The organism is Confluentibacter flavum (assembly GCF_002843175.1).
Lineage (GTDB): Bacteria > Bacteroidota > Bacteroidia > Flavobacteriales > Flavobacteriaceae > Confluentibacter > Confluentibacter flavum.
Map to the genome: position 1 here is coordinate 112787 of NZ_PJEO01000017.1, position 21252 is coordinate 134038.

21 protein-coding genes are annotated in these 21252 nt (G+C 29.9%); 4 read left to right on the forward strand and 17 right to left on the reverse strand.

Translation table 11 applies throughout. The features are described 5' to 3' along the window. Positions 1-5: 5 nt before the first annotated feature. The gene (locus tag CSW08_RS06640; RefSeq protein WP_106659128.1) at positions 6-611 is read right to left on the reverse strand and encodes a DUF4254 domain-containing protein; all 606 of its coding nucleotides are present in this window, start codon (positions 609-611) and stop codon (positions 6-8) included. A gap of 165 nt (positions 612-776) precedes the next feature. Between CSW08_RS06640 and upp the strand changes: the two genes are divergently transcribed. Further along, entirely contained in the window at positions 777-1436 is a 660-nt protein-coding gene (upp, locus tag CSW08_RS06645) for a uracil phosphoribosyltransferase (RefSeq protein ID WP_106659129.1), read from the forward strand. Here upp and CSW08_RS06650 read toward each other — a convergent pair. Beyond that, a complete protein-coding gene (locus CSW08_RS06650) occupies positions 1425-2348 on the reverse strand; it encodes a DUF6427 family protein (RefSeq protein WP_106659130.1) in 924 nt (307 codons plus the stop codon). The genes upp and CSW08_RS06650 overlap by 12 nt on opposite strands. Before the next feature lie 130 nt (positions 2349-2478). On the opposite strand from CSW08_RS06650, the gene CSW08_RS06655 reads away from it, so the two are divergent. Beyond that, positions 2479-2706: a DUF6341 family protein gene (locus tag CSW08_RS06655; RefSeq protein WP_106659131.1), complete on the forward strand. Its 228-nt coding sequence runs from the start codon at positions 2479-2481 to the stop codon at positions 2704-2706. On the opposite strand, the gene purD is transcribed toward CSW08_RS06655, so the two are convergent. Continuing rightward, positions 2701-3972, reverse strand: a complete 1272-nt coding sequence (purD, locus tag CSW08_RS06660; RefSeq protein WP_106659204.1) for a phosphoribosylamine--glycine ligase — start codon at positions 3970-3972, stop codon at positions 2701-2703. The two genes, CSW08_RS06655 and purD, sit on opposite strands and share 6 nt — an antisense overlap. A 156-nt stretch (positions 3973-4128) precedes the next feature. On the opposite strand from purD, the gene CSW08_RS06665 reads away from it, so the two are divergent. Further along, positions 4129-5430, forward strand: coding sequence for a phenylacetate--CoA ligase family protein (locus CSW08_RS06665; RefSeq protein WP_106659132.1), 1302 nt, complete (start codon positions 4129-4131; stop codon positions 5428-5430). Here the strand turns inward: CSW08_RS06665 and CSW08_RS06670 are convergent. The 3 genes from CSW08_RS06670 to CSW08_RS06680 all read right to left on the reverse strand — a co-directional run bounded on the left by CSW08_RS06670 (position 5414) and on the right by CSW08_RS06680 (position 8609). Further along, a complete protein-coding gene (locus CSW08_RS06670) occupies positions 5414-6169 on the reverse strand; it encodes a glycosyltransferase family 2 protein (protein WP_203226856.1) in 756 nt (251 codons plus the stop codon). The two genes, CSW08_RS06665 and CSW08_RS06670, sit on opposite strands and share 17 nt — an antisense overlap. Before the next feature lie 84 nt (positions 6170-6253). Beyond that, a complete protein-coding gene (locus CSW08_RS06675) occupies positions 6254-7240 on the reverse strand; it encodes a UDP-glucuronic acid decarboxylase family protein (protein ID WP_106659134.1) in 987 nt (328 codons plus the stop codon). Positions 7241-7256: 16 nt separating this feature from the next. After that, a complete protein-coding gene (locus CSW08_RS06680; protein ID WP_106659135.1) occupies positions 7257-8609 on the reverse strand; it encodes an exopolysaccharide biosynthesis polyprenyl glycosylphosphotransferase in 1353 nt (450 codons plus the stop codon). Between the two features lie 103 nt (positions 8610-8712). Between CSW08_RS06680 and CSW08_RS06685 the strand changes: the two genes are divergently transcribed. Then, entirely contained in the window at positions 8713-9801 is a 1089-nt protein-coding gene (locus tag CSW08_RS06685) for a glycosyltransferase (protein ID WP_106659136.1), read from the forward strand. A 71-nt stretch (positions 9802-9872) separates the two neighbouring features. Here CSW08_RS06685 and CSW08_RS06690 read toward each other — a convergent pair whose 3' ends face one another. The 11 genes from CSW08_RS06690 to CSW08_RS06740 form a co-directional block, all read right to left on the reverse strand. Further along, complete coding sequence (locus tag CSW08_RS06690) at positions 9873-11225, reverse strand: O-antigen ligase family protein (RefSeq protein ID WP_157831434.1); 1353 nt, start codon at positions 11223-11225, stop codon at positions 9873-9875. After that, on the reverse strand, positions 11212-12297 hold the full coding sequence (locus tag CSW08_RS06695) for a glycosyltransferase (RefSeq protein WP_106659138.1): 1086 nt from the start codon (positions 12295-12297) through the stop codon (positions 11212-11214). Before CSW08_RS06695 ends, CSW08_RS06690 begins: the two co-directional genes overlap by 14 nt. Then, on the reverse strand, positions 12294-13535 hold the full coding sequence (locus CSW08_RS06700; protein WP_106659139.1) for an O-antigen ligase family protein: 1242 nt from the start codon (positions 13533-13535) through the stop codon (positions 12294-12296). The genes CSW08_RS06695 and CSW08_RS06700 overlap by 4 nt, the downstream gene beginning before the upstream one ends. A 9-nt stretch (positions 13536-13544) precedes the next feature. Beyond that, entirely contained in the window at positions 13545-14327 is a 783-nt protein-coding gene (locus tag CSW08_RS06705; RefSeq protein ID WP_106659140.1) for a glycosyltransferase family 2 protein, read from the reverse strand. A gap of 10 nt (positions 14328-14337) precedes the next feature. After that, positions 14338-15165 carry a hypothetical protein gene (locus tag CSW08_RS06710; protein ID WP_106659141.1) on the reverse strand — a complete coding sequence of 276 codons (828 nt, stop codon included), beginning with the start codon at positions 15163-15165 and terminating at the stop codon, positions 14338-14340. 6 nt (positions 15166-15171) lie between these two features. After that, positions 15172-16173 carry a hypothetical protein gene (locus CSW08_RS06715; RefSeq protein WP_106659142.1) on the reverse strand — a complete coding sequence of 334 codons (1002 nt, stop codon included), beginning with the start codon at positions 16171-16173 and terminating at the stop codon, positions 15172-15174. Beyond that, a complete protein-coding gene (locus tag CSW08_RS06720) occupies positions 16173-16739 on the reverse strand; it encodes an acyltransferase (RefSeq protein WP_106659143.1) in 567 nt (188 codons plus the stop codon). The genes CSW08_RS06715 and CSW08_RS06720 overlap by 1 nt, the downstream gene beginning before the upstream one ends. Then, positions 16739-18100 (reverse strand): MATE family efflux transporter, encoded by a 1362-nt coding sequence (locus tag CSW08_RS06725; protein ID WP_106659144.1) that lies wholly within the window; start codon positions 18098-18100, stop codon positions 16739-16741. Before CSW08_RS06725 ends, CSW08_RS06720 begins: the two co-directional genes overlap by 1 nt. A gap of 38 nt (positions 18101-18138) precedes the next feature. After that, complete coding sequence (locus tag CSW08_RS06730) at positions 18139-18987, reverse strand: FkbM family methyltransferase (RefSeq protein WP_106659145.1); 849 nt, start codon at positions 18985-18987, stop codon at positions 18139-18141. 107 nt (positions 18988-19094) lie between these two features. Beyond that, complete coding sequence (locus tag CSW08_RS06735) at positions 19095-20054, reverse strand: class I SAM-dependent methyltransferase (RefSeq protein ID WP_106659146.1); 960 nt, start codon at positions 20052-20054, stop codon at positions 19095-19097. Positions 20055-20125: 71 nt separating this feature from the next. Further along, on the reverse strand, positions 20126-21214 hold the full coding sequence (locus CSW08_RS06740) for a GDP-L-fucose synthase family protein (protein ID WP_106659147.1): 1089 nt from the start codon (positions 21212-21214) through the stop codon (positions 20126-20128). Positions 21215-21252: the final 38 nt, after the last annotated feature.

Genomic DNA, 21252 nt, shown 5'->3' on the forward strand with positions numbered 1-21252 from the left:
ACAAATTATTTCTGCCCTCTTAATACAGGGTTTAGCTCATCGTCGTTGTACATTTTCATTTGTTTATAAACTTTCATGTACTTATCACCGCTTTCAATATCATAAAGCAATGTGTCAATAGCTGTTGACAAATCTACACGTTGCTCTAGCAAAACATCTAGTTTTACTTTACAGGCAGCTCTATGTCCGTCAGAAGCATCCGTACGCGTGGCTTCTTCGTTCATGTGATAAATTTTTAAAGCTAAAATAGATAATCTATCAATGCCCCAAGCTGGGCTTTCGGTATTGATTGTTGCATTTGCCTTTGGAGTAACATCCTTATATTTTTCTAAAAAATAACTATCAATATACTCCACCATATCAGTTCTGTCTTGATTTGATGCATCAATTTTACGCTTTAAGTTTAAAGCTGCTACTGGCTCGATTTGCGGATCGCGAATAATGTCTTCATAATGCCATTGTACGGTATCAATCCAACATTTTCTATATAATAAATGCTCGATTAAATCGGTTTTTGAATAGGCGTTTTCAAATGGCTGTGCTACGCTGTTAATAACATGGTATTTTTCAATAACGTCCTGAAATATTTTATTCGCTTTACTTGTAAACATGATGTATTAATTTTAAAGTGCAAACCTACAAAATTTAAACATAAATAATATCCTTTCGATTTCTGTAGGTTCACGGTTTCCATTTTATTAAAATTGGTATGATAACCGTAAATATAAGTCTAAATAATTAACTTTAACATTCAAATATGAAAGATAGAACACACTATGCATATCCATAACCTTTCACACCAAAACTCGATATTAAACACGTTTGTATCTGAGATTAGACATGTTCACATTCAAAAAGACAGTATGCGTTTTAGACGGAATATTGAACGTATTGGTGAGATTTTAGGATATGAAATGAGCAAGGTTTTGAACTATAAATCTTCAACCATTGAAACGCCTTTAGGACATTGTGATATTAATTTATTTGATAATGATATTGTTCTATGCTCTGTTTTAAGAGCAGGCATACCACTTCATAATGGTTTACTTAATTATTTTGATGCTGCTGAAAATGCTTTTATTTCCGCTTACAGACATCATACACATAACCCAGAAAGTTTTGAAATCATTGTAGAATATTTGGCCTGCCCCAGTTTAGAAAATAAAATACTTATTTTGGCTGACCCCATGTTGGCTACAGGACAATCGATGGTGGCCACTTTTGAAGCTTTAAAGCCTTATGGAATCCCTAAAGAAGTTCATTTAATAAGTATTATTGGCGCAAAAGATGGGGTTGACTTTGTAAATACCCATTTTAATGACTCTACCCATTTATGGATTGCAGCCATAGATGAAACACTGAATGAAAAAAGCTATATTATTCCCGGACTTGGTGATGCTGGCGATTTAGCATTTGGTGAAAAACTACAGAAATAATATTATAAAAGGCACTGTGATAAGCGTTAGGAGAAATACTTCCTTAAACCACTTATCCTGAATGGTTTCTATATAATTAGTTATAATAATTGCTAACGGCGCAAACATAAATAAAAACTCACTTCCATCTTTATTTGGTGCCAAAAAAACGGTGATAAAGCTAACAACAATGGCCAAAAAAATAATTTTAAACGCTGGCCTAAATGCTTTCTTCTTGTTTTTAATGCTTTGTATATAAAACAAAGAAGCCCAAATACCAAACGATAACAACATAGTGATGGCAATTAAGAATTGAGGTGTGTTGTATTTATTGAAATCGTAACTTACTTCTGGATGGCTTTTAAAAACACCAAAAAAATTATCGTTATAAATTATGGAAACACTTATGGCAATAACAAATACCGCTGCAATGCCAACAAAAGGAATTAGCCAATGCTTAATATTATTGACTGAATATAAAAATAGTGCCGCGAATATCATTATAAAAAACAAAATGGCCCAAAAATAAAATAGCGACGCTACTGCTATCCAAAAAGCAGCATCAAATAGCTTTTTTTCTGGAGTAATCATGGAGCGTAAACTTATAATTCTTCTTAAACTAAGTAAAATAAAAAAGTTCGCAAAAAGAATATTTGTATTGGCGGTTGTTTGGGTTATCGCCAATAAAAACAAACTAAAAAGTAGAATTTCGTAACTATTCTTTTTTGTTAAACTATGCTTACTTACTATAAAATTAACCAATAAAACAGAAACAAAACAAAACAAGAACAAGCCTATTTGCTCAAAAATATAACTTGCATCTACTGGTTCAATTACTAGCTTTGATTTAGCCGTTATAAAAGCTAAAAGCGTAATAAAAAAAACAATAATGAAATTTATTGGTTTAGATTTTTTAAAAATACTTGTTATCATTAACCGTTTTTGTATTTTTGCTTTGTAAATATACTAACTATGAAACTGATATATTTTAAATATTTTTATATCTAAATATTTTTATATTGAAAGTTGCATGTGACCTAGGTAAAACAATTAAAACGAACACATGAAAGATTTCTTTTACGCTATAGAGGATTTATTTGTTAATGTGCTTTTTGCACCTTATGATGCCTTAAGAGCATTAGAACTTGAAAGCTGGTTTTTAGCCAATGCTTTCTCTTGGATTTTCCTTATTATTGGCTTTGTTGCCATGGTTTACTGGATGATTCAGCTAAAAACATTCAACGATAACAACGAAGAAGATAAAAGCGTTTCAGCCCATTCTTATTTATAAGTCGAAACCGATATCTTTCCGATAATACATCTTATCGAAATGTAGTTTTACTATATTTTGATAAGATTTTTTTATGGCTTCTTGGTACGTGTTTCCATAAGACGTGATTGCCATAACACGGCCTCCAGAGGTTACCACTACGCCATTTTTTAATTGAGCTCCCGCATGAAAAGCAATGGAATCCTCAATAGTATCAATACCTGTAATTTCTTTTCCTTTTTCATAATCCTCCGGATAGCCTCCGGATACTAACATGATGGTTGTTGCGGCACGCTCATCAATTTCAATGTTGATTTTGTCTAATGTCCCATTTGACATGGCTTGCAAAATGTCTACAAAATCGTTTTTCAGCCTAGGTAACACAACTTCCGTTTCTGGATCGCCCATGCGGACGTTATATTCAATCACCTTGGGGTCGTCACCAACTTTAATCAATCCGATGAACACAAAACCCACATAAGGTAAGTTATCTTTTTTAAAGCCGGTGATAGTAGGTTTTACTATCCGTTCTTCAATTTTGTTAAGAAATTCGTCGGTAGCAAAAGGCACTGGAGACACCGCTCCCATACCACCTGTATTTAATCCGGTATCGCCTTCACCTATACGTTTATAATCTTTAGCTGTTGGCAATATTTTATAATGTTTACCGTCTGTCAATACAAAACAACTTAATTCGATGCCATCCAAAAATTCTTCAATCACTACTTTGGTACTTGCTTGTCCGAATTTAGAATCCACCAACATGCTTTTTAACTCTGCTTTAGCTTCATTTAAATCATTCAAAATAACAACGCCTTTACCAGCTGCCAAACCATCGGCTTTTAATACGTAGGGCGGATTCAACGTTTCTAAAAAAGCATAGCCTTGTTCAACGGTTTCTTTTGTGAAACTTTCATACGCTGCCGTTGGAATATTATGTCGGAACAAAAATTCTTTGGCAAATTCTTTACTGCCCTCTAATTGTGCCGCCGCTTTTTGCGGACCAATTACAGAAACATGTTTAATGGCGGCGTCATTTAAAAAGAAATCATGGACACCATGTACTAATGGATCTTCTGGCCCAACCACAACCATATCAATATGTTTATCTAAAACTAATGCTTTTATAGCTTTAAAATCGGTTACGCCAATAGTAACATTGGTTGCTATTTCTGCTGTTCCAGAATTACCTGGCGCTACAAACAAGTGTTTACATAACGGACTTTGAGCAATTTTCCAAGCGAATGTATGTTCCCTTCCGCCAGAACCTAGAATTAAAATATTCATTCTTGTATGTGTGTTTCTTAGATTCCCATTTACATGGGAATGACAAATTAATGTTTTAATGCAATGCATTAAAATCGAGTTTTCAAGTGCAAAAATAAAATTAATGAGCCGAATTCAAGAATATTTTTTATTTACTTTACAAAAATTAGTTTTCACTTGAATTTGTTTGATCTTTCATTAAAATTTAATGGCTTTCCTATAGAGAAAGCCAAAACGGCTTTGAAAGCTATTCAAAATGAAAAAGAATTTACTTCTTATATTGAAACCAAAAAGCAAGACATTGTTTCTTATCATTTAAAGTATAATCCGTTTTATAAAACATTTGCTAAAAATGCCGATACGCTAGATTGGAATAGTATTCCAGTAATGACGAAGCGCGATTTGCAACAACCTTTGATGAATCGCCTTTCGGAAGGGTTTTCAAAAAAAAATGTTTATATCAATAAAACATCGGGATCATCAGGCGACCCATTTATTTTTGCTAAAGACAGGTTTTGCCATGCACTAACTTGGGCAGGTTTTATTGACAGATATGGTTGGTTCGATTTAGATTTCAACACCTCTAAACAAGCACGTTTTTATGGGTTTCCTTTGAATACAAAAGGATATTACAAAGAACGGTTTAAGGATTTTTTAAGCAATCGTTATCGATTCTCAGTGTTTGATTTGAGTGATGCCCAATTTGAAAAAAACCTCGTCAAATTCAAATCAACCAAGTTTGATTATATCAATGGTTATACAAGTTCCATTGTTCAATTTGCCAAGTTTTTACAATTAAAAAACATAGTTCTTAAAAATGTTTGCCCAACACTAAAAGCATGTATCGTGACTTCTGAAATGCTTTTTGAAGACGATAAAAAGTTATTAGAAACTTATCTTGGCATACACATAATCAATGAATATGGTGCTGCCGAATTAGGCTTGATTGCCTTTCAGAATAAAAATGGCGAATGGATGGTGAATAATGACGATTTGTTTGTTGAAATTCTTGATGAAAACAACCATGTTTTGCCATACGGTGAAGAAGGCCGTGTTGTTATAACATCGCTTTATAATAAAGCACATCCGTTTATTCGATATGACTTGGGTGATATTGGAAAACTTTCAAAAAATAGCACCGCCAACAAACCCATTCTTGAAACATTGATAGGTAGAACCAATGATATTGTAGTGCTGCCCAGCGGAAATAAAGCAGCAGGATTAACGTTTTACTATGTGACAAAAACCGTTATTGAAGATGGTGGAAACGTCAAAGAATTTATTATTGAACAACTTAAAATAGATACTTTTAAAATAAGCTATACCAGTAGAGAAGAACTTTCTAGAGAAAAAATTAAAGACATTAATAAAGCGATTGAAACCTATTTAGAACCTGGGTTATCGATTCATTTTGAGAGAAAAGAAGCTTTAGAAAGAAGTAATCGAGGTAAACTAAAGCAGTTTAAATCTTATTTGTAATCACTGTTTGTTTTGATTTAATAAAAAAATGTTCAAATAAAAACAGAAACATATAATACATAGATTTTATTGTTGAAAATCCCAATCCCTTTCTGTAAACCCAATAATTGTATTTTATCAAATTAAATTTGTTTGAAGACATGGATGCTTCCCTCACTCTATAATATGCCAATGATTCTTGAATGCTTTTAGCGGGTTTCCCGGACTTTTTAATTGCAGTCAGCCAAAGTAGCCAGTCTTGTCGTTTACGTAGATTATACGAGGTTATTTTGCCCAATGTTTTGGCATTATAAATTCCTGTTAAGTTTCCAACATAATTACTTTTTAAAAGTTTTTTATAAGTCAGTGTCGGTAATGCTTTTATTGTTTTGTTTAATAGCTCTCCTTTTTCATTTATTAAATTATAGCTACTAAAACACACATCACAATAATTCGCTTCCATAAAAGCTAGTTGCTTTTCTAGTTTTTCTGGTTTCCATACATCGTCTCCGTCTAAAAAAGCTATATAATCGCCTTTGGCAGCTTCAATACCTTTATTTCTAGTTATGGCAGCCCCAAGATTGGTGTCATTTTTTATAAGATATATGTTGGTATGTACGTTTAGAAACGATTGGACTATTTCTAGGGTTTTATCTGTTGACGCATCATCAATGAGCCACAATTCCCAATTTATATGAGTTTGATTGATAACACTGTTTATTGCTTCTGAAATATAAGCTTCAGAATTAAACATGGGCATTATGATTGAGACTAGAACTTTCAAAATGAACAGATAAAATAACGGCGGATAATGAAAATTACTATCCGCCGTTATTTTTATATCCTATTTGGTTGTATAACTAGAAAAATCTTTATGTTCGCTTTTGTAAAGCTCTTCTTCGGTAAGGCTTTTAAAGTATTCATATGTAATTTTCATACCTTCTGCTCTATCCACTTTAGGTTCCCAGCCTAATAATTTTTTTGCTAAAGAGATATCTGGTTGTCTTTGCATGGGGTCATTAACCGGTAAATCTTGATAAATGACTTTTTGTTTCGTTCCAGTTAACTTAATGATTTCCTCAGCAAAATCCTTGATGGTAATTTCATTTGGGTTACCGATGTTTACAGGATAAGCATAATCACTTAAAAGTAATCTATAAATCCCATCAACCTCATCGTCTACATAGCAGAAGGAACGTGTTTGCGAGCCATCTCCAAAAATGGTTAAGTCTTCACCTCTTAGGGCTTGTCCCATAAACGCTGGTATAACACGACCATCATTAAGCCTCATTCTTGGTCCATAAGTATTAAAAATTCGGACTATTCGGGTTTCTACACCATGAAATCTGTGGTAAGCCATGGTTATGGATTCCTGAAAACGTTTCGATTCATCATAAACGCCTCTTGGACCAATGGTATTGACGTTACCGTAATAATCCTCGGTTTGTGGATGCACTAAAGGATCTCCATAAATTTCTGATGTTGATGCGATTAGTATCCGTGCTTTCTTATCCTTGGCCAACCCCAATAAATTGTGCGTTCCTAAAGAACCCACTTTTAAGGTTTGAATAGGGATTTTTAAATAATCAATAGGACTTGCTGGTGAGGCAAAATGTAAAATATAATCCAAATCACCATCAATGGAAATATACTTTGTGACGTCGTGCTCTATAAATTCAAAATTAGGATTCTCCTCCAAATGTTGAATGTTCTTTTTATCACCCGTGATGAAATTGTCCATCCCAATCACGTAATACCCTTCCTTTAAAAAACGGTCGGTTAAATGCGAGCCTAAAAAGCCTGCAGCTCCTGTAATCAATACTTTTTTCATTTTTGTTGTTTTATTTTTAATATGCTTTGCCTTCTCCTTTAAACATGTTTATTACTGTTTGAATTACTATGTTCAGATCTAACAATAAAGACCAGTTTTCTACATAAAATATATCATATTTTACTCTGTTTATTATATCTGCATCAGTTTCAACTTCTCCTCTATAACCGCTTATCTGAGCTAAACCCGTTATTCCTGGTTTTACATTGTGCCTAAGCATATATTTATCTGCCTTTTGCATGTATACTTCAGATAATGATGTCATGTGGGGTCTAGGCCCTACAATGGACATCTCTCCTGAAAATACATTATAAAATTGAGGCATTTCATCTACACTGGTCTTGCGAATAAACTTACCTACTTTGGTAACCCTCATGTCGTTTTTCTTTACATGTAAGTCATCTGTCTTAAGATTTACTGACATAGATCTAAATTTAAGACAATTAAATTCTTGGCCGTCTAATCCATGTCTTCTTTGTTTAAAAAATATTGGACCTTTAGATTCCAGTCTAATTAAAATAGCCATGAGTGGTGTTAACCATGATAATATAAACAAGATAACTACTGATGAAAATATTAAATCAAACGTTCTTTTAACAAAAGCATTTATGGGATCATGTAATGCGATTTCCCTTAAAGAAAGTATGGGTGTATAATCATAATATTCATACTTAAGCTTTTTAGAAAAAATATCTTTATTATCTGGTATAAATTTAAGTGTTCTTAAATTATTATCGGCAAAATCAATTAACCTGTTTATTTGTTTATTTGTTAACTCAGAAACTGAAAAATATATTTCATCTATATTGTGTTCTATAATATAATTAAAACATTTATCTAATGAAAATTCTGGACTATTAACTGAAAATTCTGCCTTAAAACGATAACCGAAATCTGACCTTGTTTTAAAAGTTTGTATGAGTTGCCTTGTTTTAGCATTTTCACCAATTACAATGACATCTCTCCCATTACCTCTTAAAACTGAACGGAATTTTTTTAGCAAAAAAAACGTTAAAAATTTAAATAAAAAAATCAATATGGCCGCAAATAGCAGATACTTAGCTAGAGCCAATCTTCCAACATCTGGTTGCTTAAAAAACCCCATGTAAGCATACAAAATGATTGCGAAAATTATCATTTGCCTAAAAAGTAATGCTATTATTTGAACGACCCTTGTATGCCTGTGAATTTCATAAAAATTATTTTTTAATGAAATTATTATCCATGACACAGATATATAAGTAACAAAAAAAGAATAATTATTTAAGTTTATTGGAAAAAGAAAAATAGTCACATTAAGTATAATTAAATCGGTAAACCATATTACCGGTTTAATAAGTTTTGAATATCTACCTTGTCTATAATTCATTCTTTTTGGGGAAATTTGTTAAGATATGGGAACATCTGGATAATAAAAATCTATTATATGAATTTTGTTACACAGTCACAAAAATAGTTTTAATTTTGTTATTATGAAAAAAATTAAAGTGCTTCATATTTCCGAAACTTTTGCTGCAGGGGTTTATACTTATATCAAGGATATTTGTCAATATTTTGATTCGGTTTCTGAAATAGAATCTTTTGTTATTTATAGTGGTAAAAGAAAAGATACAGATATAGATAAATTTGAAATAGATTTTCCCAAATCCATAAGACTTATAGAAGTTAATATGAATAGAGAAATATCTCCCATTAAAGATTTAATAAGCACAATATTACTTGCAAAAGAAATTAGAAAAATAAAACCTGATGTTATACACCTTCATTCTTCAAAATCAGGTGTTATTGGTAAAATTGCCGCCAAAGCCTGCCCAACTGCTAAAATTTATTATACACCAAATGGCTATTCTTTTTTAAGAGAAGACATTTCAAATTTTAAAAAGAATATGTTCTTAATTATCGAGAAGACCATAACTAAAGTATTTGGGGGCATTACTATAGCTTGTGGTGATACAGAGTATGAATATGCAAAAAAAATAAACAAAGCCATTTTAGTTAGAAATGGCGTTAAAATTAATGACGTATATAAATTAAAACACGATGAAAAAAACTCTAATAAGAAAATATTTACTGTAGGAACTATGGGGCGAATTAGTTCACAAAAAAATCCCTTTTTATTTAATGAAATAGCATTACTAATGCCATTTATAAATTTTGTATGGATTGGTGATGGTGAATTGAAAGATACCTTGTCTGCTAAAAATATAACAGTCACTGGTTGGATGAAAAGAGAAAATGCTTTACGGGGGGTAAATGATTTTGATGTTTACTTACAGACCTCACTGTGGGAAGGTTTGCCTTTTACCATCATTGAAGCCATGGTACTTGAAAAAACCATCATTGCTAATAATGTAATTGGCAACAAAGATGCTGTTGAACATGGATATAATGGGTTTTTATGTAATTCTGTTGAAGATTTTATAAAAGGTATAAAGGCGGTTTACAATAATGAATCGCTAAAAAAACAATTGGAAGTTAATTCTGGGATTAGAGCTAATATGCTCTTTGACAGAGATAAAAACTTTAAAATTTTAGAACAAATTTACAAAGGGGAATATTAATATTATATTACCTTTTATCCTTTTGAAATTGCTTTTAAGAAAACAAAATGTGAAATAATACAATAAAAAGTCTAAACTACTTTTCTATTATATGAAAATATGAGATAAAAAATAAAAAACAATGAAATACCTTTTACTCTAACCAAAATAGATTCTGTAAGCATAACTATTAAAAAAAACAATAAAAAATATATTCCTTGAGGCACTTTAATTAAGAAAATAAATAGTAAAAATATAAAATATACAAATCCAAAAATACCCATTCCCAAGAAAAAGTGAAGATACTGATTGTGAGTGTTTAAAGGTTCAAAATGTAAATGCCCATCTTCAATTATCTTATTACTAATAACATCTTTTACATTCTTTATTCCAATTCCCAATACTAAATTGTTTTTTAATTCTTTAATAGTATAATCCAATACCAAATACCTTTGATTCATGTTTTCCCATGAATAATTTTTTAAATCATCTTCCTTTTTATTTATCACGAATTTATATACATCCGTAATAGAATCATAACCTTGCTTGACTCTAGGAATAAACTTAAAACTCAAAGAGAACACTCCAATGGCTATAATGATTAATATTATTACTTTTTTGTACCATTCTAGGTGAACAAGATTGTAAATCCCTAATAATGTAACTAATATTACGGCTATTAAAGATATTCTTGCGCCTATATAAATTATAAATAACAGCAAAATCAAGAATAAAAAAATATCTATTCTTTTTGATATGTAAGAGGCACCATTTACTTTTAAGTATACCAACAGGGAACCGGCTAAGCCTAAAAACATTCCATAGTACACGTGGGAAAGGTCTAAAAATTCAGAAAAATTAATATTTGTAGTTATAATATTGTCTGCGTAAAAAATGTTAAGTATAGTAAGATAAAAAAGAGAAACAAAAACAGAGCTTATAAAAACTTTTATTGTTTTGGTGAGTGAAATTAAAAAATGTATTTTTCTGAGGGATATAAACAAGATAGGGTATAGAAGTAAATAAAGATAAGTGTCTAGACCTTTGAAAAAGTTTCCATGAAAAAAATTATCAATTACAATTAAAGTAAAAAAAATTAAAATGTAATTCTCAAATTTAAAAGATATATTTGTCTTATTGGAAGCTAATTGATTTCTTTTGATGAAGATAAAAAAAAGAAAAATTAATAATACTATGGTGTGGACACTTCTAAAAAAAACTAACGAGAATATTAAAATAAACCAGCAGTTTTCCAAGAAATCTGTTGTTTTAAGTTTATTAATATAAACCTTATAAATTTGATATGTAAAAAGCCCCAGTATTACAGGTATTAAAAGCCCATAAGTCAATGGAAAAGAGATAGAAATAAAAATATAAGTGAGATATAAACTTAATTTATTATTTCTTTTAAATAAGTCTTTAATTGATAATTCAATTTTTTTCATACAATCCATCTAAATCTTCCATGTAATTATTTATATGATACTTTTTGTTAAATGATTCAAAACCTTTCTCGCCCAAGTGCAATCTCAGAAACTTATTATTTATTAATAATTTGATTTTTTCGGCTAATTCATTTTGATCATTGGGTGTTATAAGTAATCCATTTACATTATTTTCAATGAGTTCTGAAGGCCCTTCAATATCAGTAGCTATGACCGCTAGTTTAAATTTGAAAGCTTCTAAAATTACAATTCCAAATCCTTCCCAAATTGATGGTAAAATAAAGATATCTGACGCAGAAAAATAGGGTTCTACATTAGTAGTTTGTCCTTCAAAATTAACTATTTCCTCAATTTCTAATTCTTTCGATAATGACTCTAAAGAAAATCTTAAATCCCCATCGCCAACTATTAAGACCCTTATTGATTTTTGATATCCCTGCTCTTTTAATAACTTTACAGCTTTTAATAATGTATGAACAGATTTTTGTTTACTTAGCCTTCCTACAAATAAAAGCGTGATTTTATCATTGGCTTTTTTTCTTTTTTCTGGATTATTATTTTCTTTAATGATGTTAGGGGGTATGGCATTATAAATTAAAAAGGAGCGGTTTTTTGGTAAGCCTAATCTTTCTAAAACATGCTTTTCTACACTTTTAGAAATGGAAATAACCTTAGTATGAGGAGATGCTATTTTGAACAAAAATTTATATACTATAAAATAAAAATTATCATATACATTTTGTTGTATATAAATGTTATGCATTGTGCAAAATATTTTTGTCTTTAAATTTCTAGCACTCCAAATACCTATTATATCTGCATGTCCAAGGTGCGTATGTATAACGTCTGGCTTGATATTCTTAAAATACTTTCTTAATTCTTTTGTTGTAGATATGGTTAAGGGAATTTTCTTTACACAAATTTTATTATCCAAGTAGGGTAATAATAAATCTGTTCCCTTAAAATATACTAGGTGGACATCATTTTTTAATATCTGCCTGTTTACAATTTCCAGCAATAGTTTTTCAGCTCCACCTAATCCAAAAGCAGTTATAACATGTATGATTTTCATAGCATATTTAATTTAATTTCTCTATGATATTGTTGAATTACAATAAATAAAATCCAAACAGGGGCTTGATAAAAATCAGCTATTATTACTAAATGGAGAAATGAAGTTATAACAGAGAATAAAAGAAAATCTCGCAAAACCCCTTTAGTGGATAATACTTTCAAAAGAAGTGATAATTGAAACAAAATAAAAAATAAAAAAGCTAAAACACCCACGTCTGATAGAATTGTTAAATAAACACTTAAATACCCTTCTGCATCTTCATCTACGCCATAACCCGGTCCGTTTCCAAGAATGGGGTTTTTAGAAAAATTATACAGTGCTCTGTTCCATTGATATAGCCTTGCTCCGCTTGAAGTTACTTCGTTGGGATTCTCATTAAATGTTATTTTGTCTATAATTTCAGAAAACTCACTTATACTCTTCTCAATTTTACTTGAAAAAAGAATAATCCCAATAATCAAAAAAACAAAAAAACTTCCCGCTATCCAATTTAATTGGCTTCTTTTAATTGAAAATTTCTTTAATCTATTCCAAATGAAAATCAATAAAAATGCTAATAATGCTAATGTCATACCTGCACTAGAAAACAACGCAAAATGAGAAATTAAAAATAAAATTAAAACCCGTTTAATTTTATAAAACTCCTTTTTTTGATATAAATAGCATAAGGCAAATCCAAAATAAATATTATAAAAATTTGCCATCTGTCCTGGTTCTTCTGCAACGCCGCCTACTCTAAACATATTTCCTCTAACAAAGTAATTCATATTACTAACCGCTCCATCAACTACTGGAGCATAAACTTTTCTAAGACTAAAATCGAAATAATTAATACCAATAAAATCTACAACAATAATAAATGAACAAAACAGAAAAGATTTATATACAATTGCCGTTATTTCTATAGTTCGAATATTTAAAAGATGAATAACATATTTTGAAAGAAAGAAGTAAAAAATGATGCTGTTTGTGTAAGCTAATGAATGATTAAAACTCCTTTGCTCTTTAAAACCAAGGAAAAAACTTATCCATACAAGGATTAAAAATCCAACTAAAAACAAGTCTTCTTTAACTAGCCAATTTTTTAATACTTTACCACTAATCAAAATACTTAATAGTAATGCAAAGAAAAGAAATTGGTTAATGATAACAGGCAATCTTAACCAAGGAGATATAGCAAAAAAACTAGTGAAAGGTGCTAAAAAAATAAATAAAAAAAATAGTTTCTTTAACATGGAATCTATCTAAAAAAGGGTTCTTAGAATATTTCTAAATATTACCAAAATGTTAAAAGTAATTCTTTTAAGATAATAAAAATAAGCCAGCTTTACATCATTACTTTTTCTTATTAATAAATCTTCTCGAGCAGTGACAAACAGATTTTTTATTTGGTGAGTTGCTCCCGTATTTCTCATATAGACAAGAACTTCATCAGTAAAGATAAATTTAGCTTTGGCATTAAATGCTCTAAAAATCAAATCATAATCCGCGGACAGTCTGTAGTCGGTATTAAAATCACCTATTTGTTTATAAACATTTTTATGCGCAAATGTCGCTGGATGATTTAAAGGCATGGTTTTATATATATATTTCTTGATGTTTTTTTTATTTTGGACTGTTTGTTTTACATTTTTATTAGCATCTACTTTCGTTTTCTTTCCTGAAATAACACAGAAATCTTCCCTATGTCCTATTTCAATGATTTCTGAAACTGTATTGATAGCATACCAATCATCACTATTTAAAATTCCTATTAACTCTCCAGAGGCCATCTTCAAGCCTTTATTCATAGCGTCATAAATACCTTTATCTGGTTCGCTTATCCATTTAAATAAAATGCTTTTTTCTTTAAATTCTCTTTCATAGGATTTTATAATATTTAATGTCTGATCTTTGGAATTTCCATCAATAACAATATACTCTATATGAGGATATGTTTGGTTTAAAACAGATTCAATGGTATCCTTAATTGTGTTTTCGCTATTATAACAAACAGTGATTATACTTACTAAAAATGGGTTATTCATTATGTAACGATTAAATCCTAATACCTATTTTATATAAAATTGACCTAACACTATGTTTTAAAAAATAAATTAACGGATGCACTCTTCTATTCGAAAGTGCTGTACCCTTAAAAATATAATTTGAAGAATTGTTTAACATGTCCTTATCAAAAATATGCCTTGAATCAAATAAATATTTATATGGAAAACAACCATAATCACTCATGTCTCCTTCTATTAAGACATTATTATTTTTTTTACAAAGTAAACTTAAAATCGATTGATCATGCCTATGCTCCAAAAATTCTGGGTAGTCAGGGCCCAAAACACTTTTATCATCGGTTAAAATTCTAATGTCTTTCGAATACTGTTCCCAATCATTCAAAAACTCAATGGATTCCTTGCATTTTTTCACTAAAACAAATGTAGAAGTGATTTGAGGAGTATCTGTATACTTAGGAGAATCGCAATCCATTAAAATAAAAGCGTCTCTTTTTGTCCATTGCTTTTCAATTAAAAGAAGCCTAAAACAAAGAATGTTTTTTTTGTTTTTTTCTAAATGTTTAATAAGTGGTATAATGCTTTTAATGAAAATCGATCCACTGTCAGCGGAAAACAAATAGTCTCCATCTTTAACTTCCCTTAAGGCCTTATTAACTAAATAAGGTTTCCAAAAATAATTCCCAAATCCTTTAGAATATTTTTGAGAACTTTTGTGCAAATCCCATTGACTTTTTTCAATATCATCAGGACTATATTCAATTACTTTATCCACTTTGCCAAATAATCTTGCCGTAGCACTGTTCCATTTTTGATTTCTTCTAAATTTTTTATCTGCAAAATTAACAAGTGTCACCATTGTTTATTATAAGTTTTCATTTATGACCCTATTCATAAAGCTAAACATATTATGCTTTTCGAATATTAACGTTCTAGCTTTTATTAAATTTTCTATATTTTTTTCATGAAAATCACTTTCCACTATGGATATTATTTCTTCAATGGCATCCGGCCTTTGTATGTCAATTGGATAGTAGCTGCCTTCCGGGAAAAAATCAGCCATATTGCTACAACCATAATAAATGGGTGTAGCATAACATAAAATAGCATCTGCAAATTTTTCACTCCAATAGAAGGGTGCTTTCTCATTTTCAATGACAAGTATATACCTGCTTTTAGAATAGGGAAACCATTTACCATTTGGTGCATTATCTATATACTGTTTAAATTCAGACCATTTATGACCTCCATACAGATTAAAATCATAACCTGTTTTACAAAATTTTTCTAAAAATTCTGCTCTAACTTTATGACCTCCAATATTCATTAAATTGGAATTGATAACTGAAAAATTATCCGTTTTTTTTGGATAGTCAGCATGTAATAAAAAATCATAATCAATTATATATTCGTCTTTGACTTTATTGATATGGCTATTGGAACCTAAATGCCAATGTACGTATGGTGCCGATGGTATGTACCTCTCATCATTTTTTTCTATCAAGTACGGGTCTGAAGTATATACCTTATTGAACTTATTTAATATATTTATAGAAGATAAACCCAATTTATTTACGTAAGATGGTGGTTCTATATGCAATAAAAAACTTTTGTCCTTTTTATAATTAATTCCTTTGTTGGGCCTATTTATTACAAAATCAAAATCAGAATATAAACTATTATAGAAAATTGTGTTATTAATAATCCCCGACCTATTTGGGGTTTGGTCTATAATAAAGTCATTATACGCTCCTCTATGAGAAGAAACCCTAACCTTAAGTAAATCATCCCTTAATAAACCTTTTCTTTTATAAGCGCCCCTAAAATCATCTGTTAGGTTTTTTATGTCTCTTAATAAATCCTTCATTATTTAAAAAACTCAGGTTTATATTTTCCAAAAGGAGAAACAACAAGGGTTGAAGGTTCTCTTTTACGTATGACTCTACAAGGGTTTCCTGCACATATACTGTAAGGAGGTAAATCTTTAACAACAATAGAGCCAGCACCAATAATAGTGCCTTTTCCTATAGTTACACCTCCAATAATAGTTACGTTTGCCCCAATCCAATTTTCACCTTCTAAAATTATGTCTTGATTTTCAGTTATTGGACTAAAATCGCTACTGTTATGACTTCCTGAAATAATTATAAGACCTATGGCAGATTGTACATAATCACCTATGTAAACCTTGTTAAAAGCCCATATTTTATTATAATGTCCTAGACTTACATTTGTACCTATAGTAATATTTCGTGGGTAAAGAAATCTAAAACCCTTATCTATGAAACATTTACCTTGTATATTAATTCCTGTGGCTTTTAGTAATAATGATCTTATAAAGATAAAAAAATTCGTTTCAATAGCAAATAGCTCTGATATTATATTGATTAAATTTATGGCCAATAAAAAAAAGCTTTGTTTTAATTTTATCATTATCTATTTAATAAAAAATTATTATGCTCCTTTAAAACTTTTAATACTTCTCTTGCTCCAAAAATAGAAAAAAACAATAATGACATCGAGGTTGCTATTATAACACCTGTTACTCCATATTCTTTGATGAGATAAATTGATAACGGTATATTAATAATAAGCCCTATAACACTGCATATTAATTGAACTTTAATCCTATTTATTCCATTTAAAAATGTTCCAATAGCAATATTCCAAACATTAATCAGGGTAAAAATTGCCATACTAATAATTAAGCTCAGAGAAATTGATAAATTATTACCCAGCCACAAACTTATCACAGGTTTAGATACTATTAACATTAAGAAAATTAAAACTATTACAAGAATAAAACTTTTAAATTGCTTTACTAATATATTCTTTATCCAAAGAAAATCTTTTTTTTCATTCGCATGGCTATATGCTGCCCAAAAAGGGGTTAAAATAATAGTAACAACAGTACTAATTATTGAAAAATATTTGTAAACTATACTATATGGAGTTACTTCTGATGGATCTAAAAAATGGGATATTATGAGTGAATCTGTTTGAAAAATAATTAATATTGAAATTTGAATAATAAAAAACTTACTACCTAATGATAATAATTCATTAATTCTTTCCCTTTTAAAGTACCTGAAAGAGGGTCTAATAAGATAATAATTTCGAGAAAACAACAAAATGCTTGCCACCACTAAAACAATGATAGGAACAGCTGAATAAATCAATCCAATAACAATAAGATTTTCCTTTAAACTTACTTTAAAAATTAAAAAAAGAGCCAGTACAATTGTATTTGAAAAAGCAAAAATTAAAGAAGATAAAGCCGGTTTATGATAACTTGTTAAAATGATATTAATTAAATTTAAAAAAAATGACATTAAAGTCAAGACAAACGTTATGCCAATTAATTCTTTAATCTCATTTTTAAGCGAGTTGTCTGTGTTAAATACACCCGCCCAATCAATATAATTCCATGGAATAATAAATAAAGCACATAACAATAAAGAAATAAAACCTAACATTATATAGGCTGTACTGACGTATTCTTTTGCTTTGTTTATATTATTAGTTGCATTAGAACTGGTGAGCATATTTCTTAGCCCATTTCCTATTCCAATATCTAAAATCTGAATCATAGCTAGTATATTAAAAATAGTGATCCAAATTCCATATTTATAACTGCCTAAAATTTCCAGCGTAATTGGTACTAATAAAAAACTTATTATCAAACTATAACCTTTTATAAATATTAGACCAACAACATTCTTTTTTACTTTAATCGATAACTCGCTTCCTGATAAAAAAAATGATCTAATTTTAAAAATGAACTTATTAGTCATAAAATAATTGTAATTCCTCTTTTAATAATTTTGATAAATTAGTCGGCATACCAAATTTTAGGCAGAATTACATCTGGAATGTTATTTAAATTAGTATTATCTAATTCATTTGGAAAATTAACCTGAGGCTCTTTATTGGTAAATCTATCATTTCTAATAAAAGAAAATTCTAATACGGGTGGTATTTGTATGTTATTATGTTTGACTATTTTTGAACAATTATTTGGGTGAATGTGTATACACGTATGGGTTTTTAAAAGTTTTTTGAAAACAGGTTCTACCAGTGAATAAAAATCATCGTTCCATAATCTTTCAAGAAAATGGAACTCAATCAATATGATTCTAAATCTTTTAATAATAGATTCGTCGGCAGAAAGTATGGTAAGGTATTCTGCTCCTTCAATATCCATTTGTAACAGCAAATCTCTATTTGTTTCAATATTACTGCTATTGACCCAATCGGTAAATGTTATATAATCTTCATTAGATGTTGTGCCAATATGTTTCTTTATAAAATTATAATTAAATTTTGAACTGTCAATATTTGGTTTATCAACGCTATTGTCTGCCATGTAGACCTGCATGCCTCGTTTTAAGCAATCTATTTCAAATCCGCTTTCTTTATCAACGCCAGGAGAAAAACAAGCCTCTATCCCAATCAAATCATTTGGAACAACATATCCTCCGTCCTCAATGCCACCTAACCTTACTAGCCCTAAATTTGTTTCATAAGGCCTAACAGTCTTAATAAGTTCTAATATTTTGCTTTTATCAGTATTCTCTGAGATCTGATATCCAAGCACATTAAATATCCTCCTTAAATTTATCAGTATAATGTTAGAAATTTTATTTTTTACTTTTTTTAATGTAATTTTCTTTGTACCCATTATTCTCTTTTTTAATAAATATTTTATGCCTTATTTAAATATTAAGATTCAATCTTAATTAATTTTTTATATTCATAAGCACCTAAATGCTATAATTATGCTAATTTTTAGCTTCTCATAATCCAAAATGCACCTGGCTCCCTTTCAAGTTGTGTAGCGAAAATAGGGCATTTATCTTTAAATTTCTTTGTATAATTATGGGATAAGTAATTTAATGCTCCAATAATTTTATAATTGGGATTAAATGTTAAAAAAGCTTCCAAAATATATTGCTCATTCCATAATTTATGATCTTTAATGACCCACTCGTTTAAATAATCCTTTGGAGTGAAAATATCATGTATGTGAACTAAAACACCTGGTTTAATTGTTGGCAGCAATTCCAAAAATTCGAACAGCACGTCCCCCTGTGGTCTAATTACATGTGAAGAATCTATAAATAATATATCATTAGCTTCTAGCCTTTCAAAAATATCTGTGCTGGTTTTTTCTACTAATTCTCTTATTAATTCCACGTCTAATTCCCTAAGCCAAGGCATCTCATAGGGCTCAATACAAATATGATGACAAGTGTATAAAGGATTTTCAGCTTTATTTTTTTTAATTGCGTTCTGCGCCATTAGTGTTGAATACCCACTTCCAATTTCAATAATCCTATTAGGCTTATAGTGCCTAATTATACTATACAAATATTCTGCATCTCCAGAGCAATAAGATCCGTTGTTATAAAAAAATTCTACGTCTTTTCTTTTGTTGATTGGAAATTTAATGAGTTCATCATTGTAGTCAAATTTTGAAATCAAATTTAATTGTTCATCTATATTAAAATCTATCCCTGGGAGTTTTCTATCATCTCTTAAAGATTTATTTAAATGTTTTTTCGGATTAATCAAAGGTTGATAATAATGGTCTAACACAGGTAAAATCCCAAAAGTCATGAAGATTTTTTCACCAAATATACCAATGCCCGCCTTTGTGACAAATTTCAACCAAATTGACGAAAAAAAGGTAAATGGAGCGCCTATCTCGGCAATAACTAATACAAACTTTTTTATAATATTCTTCATATCTTATGTTGTTAGAAATCATTCGATCTATAGTATAAACTCATGAGCTACCGAATCCAAATCTTGTTTTATTACCCTTGTCCTTTCTGGCTTAAAAACCATTCATAAACCTTTTTAATTCCCTCAGCTAACTCAACTAAGTGCTTCCAGCCTAAAGTATTTAACTTAGATACATCTGTTAGCTTTCTCATGGTCCCATCTGGTTTTTTAGAATTAAAAACTAATTCACCTTTAAAGCCAACTATATTTTTAACTGTTTCAGCAAGTTCTTTAATAGAAATATCTTCGCCTGTACCTATGTTTATGTGTGTGTTTCTTATTTCTGCCCCTTTCCCTTTGCCTTCGGCATCTCTCCAAAGGGAAGAAGGAATTAAATCTTTAAAATCTCTGTTTTCCATTATAAACACACAAGCATCTGCCATATCTTCGCTCCAAAGAAATTCCCGTTTTGGTTTTCCTGAGCCCCAAATCTCAACACTAGTGGCAAAAACACCAAATTTATTTAAATAGTCTTTAGCTTCTTCTATAGTGTTTAACCCTAAATCTGCAATAACCTCATCATTTCTACCTTCGTACAATAATTTTGCTAAATGAATTTTCCTTATTAAAGCTGGTAATACATGCGATTTCTCTAAATCAAAATTATCATTGGGTCCATATAAATTGGTGGGCATAACCGATATAAAATTGGTACCATATTGCAAATTATAACTTTCACACATTTTTATGCCTGCAATTTTAGCAATGGCATACGGTTCATTGGTATATTCTAAAGTATCTGTTAACAGGTACTCTTCTTTCATGGGTTGGGGTGCGTTTTTAGGATAAATACAGGTGCTTCCTAAAAACAATAGTTTTTTTACATTATGAATATAGCTTTGATGAATCACGTTGTTTTGAATCATCATGTTTTCATAAATAAAATCGGCTCTATATCTGTTATTTGCTACTATACCTCCTACTTTCGCCGCTGCCAAAAACACATACTCAGGTTTTTCTTCTTTAAAAAAATTTTCTACACCAACCTGATTTGTTAAATCAAGTTCTTTGTGGGTTCTTGTCACAATGTTATTATACGCTTTCTCCTGAAGATTTTTTAAAATGGCACTTCCTACTAATCCTCTGTGTCCTGCAATGTATATTTTAGAATCCTTATTCATAAATTTTACTCCTATTGGTTCTAAGTTTAAATTCTTTA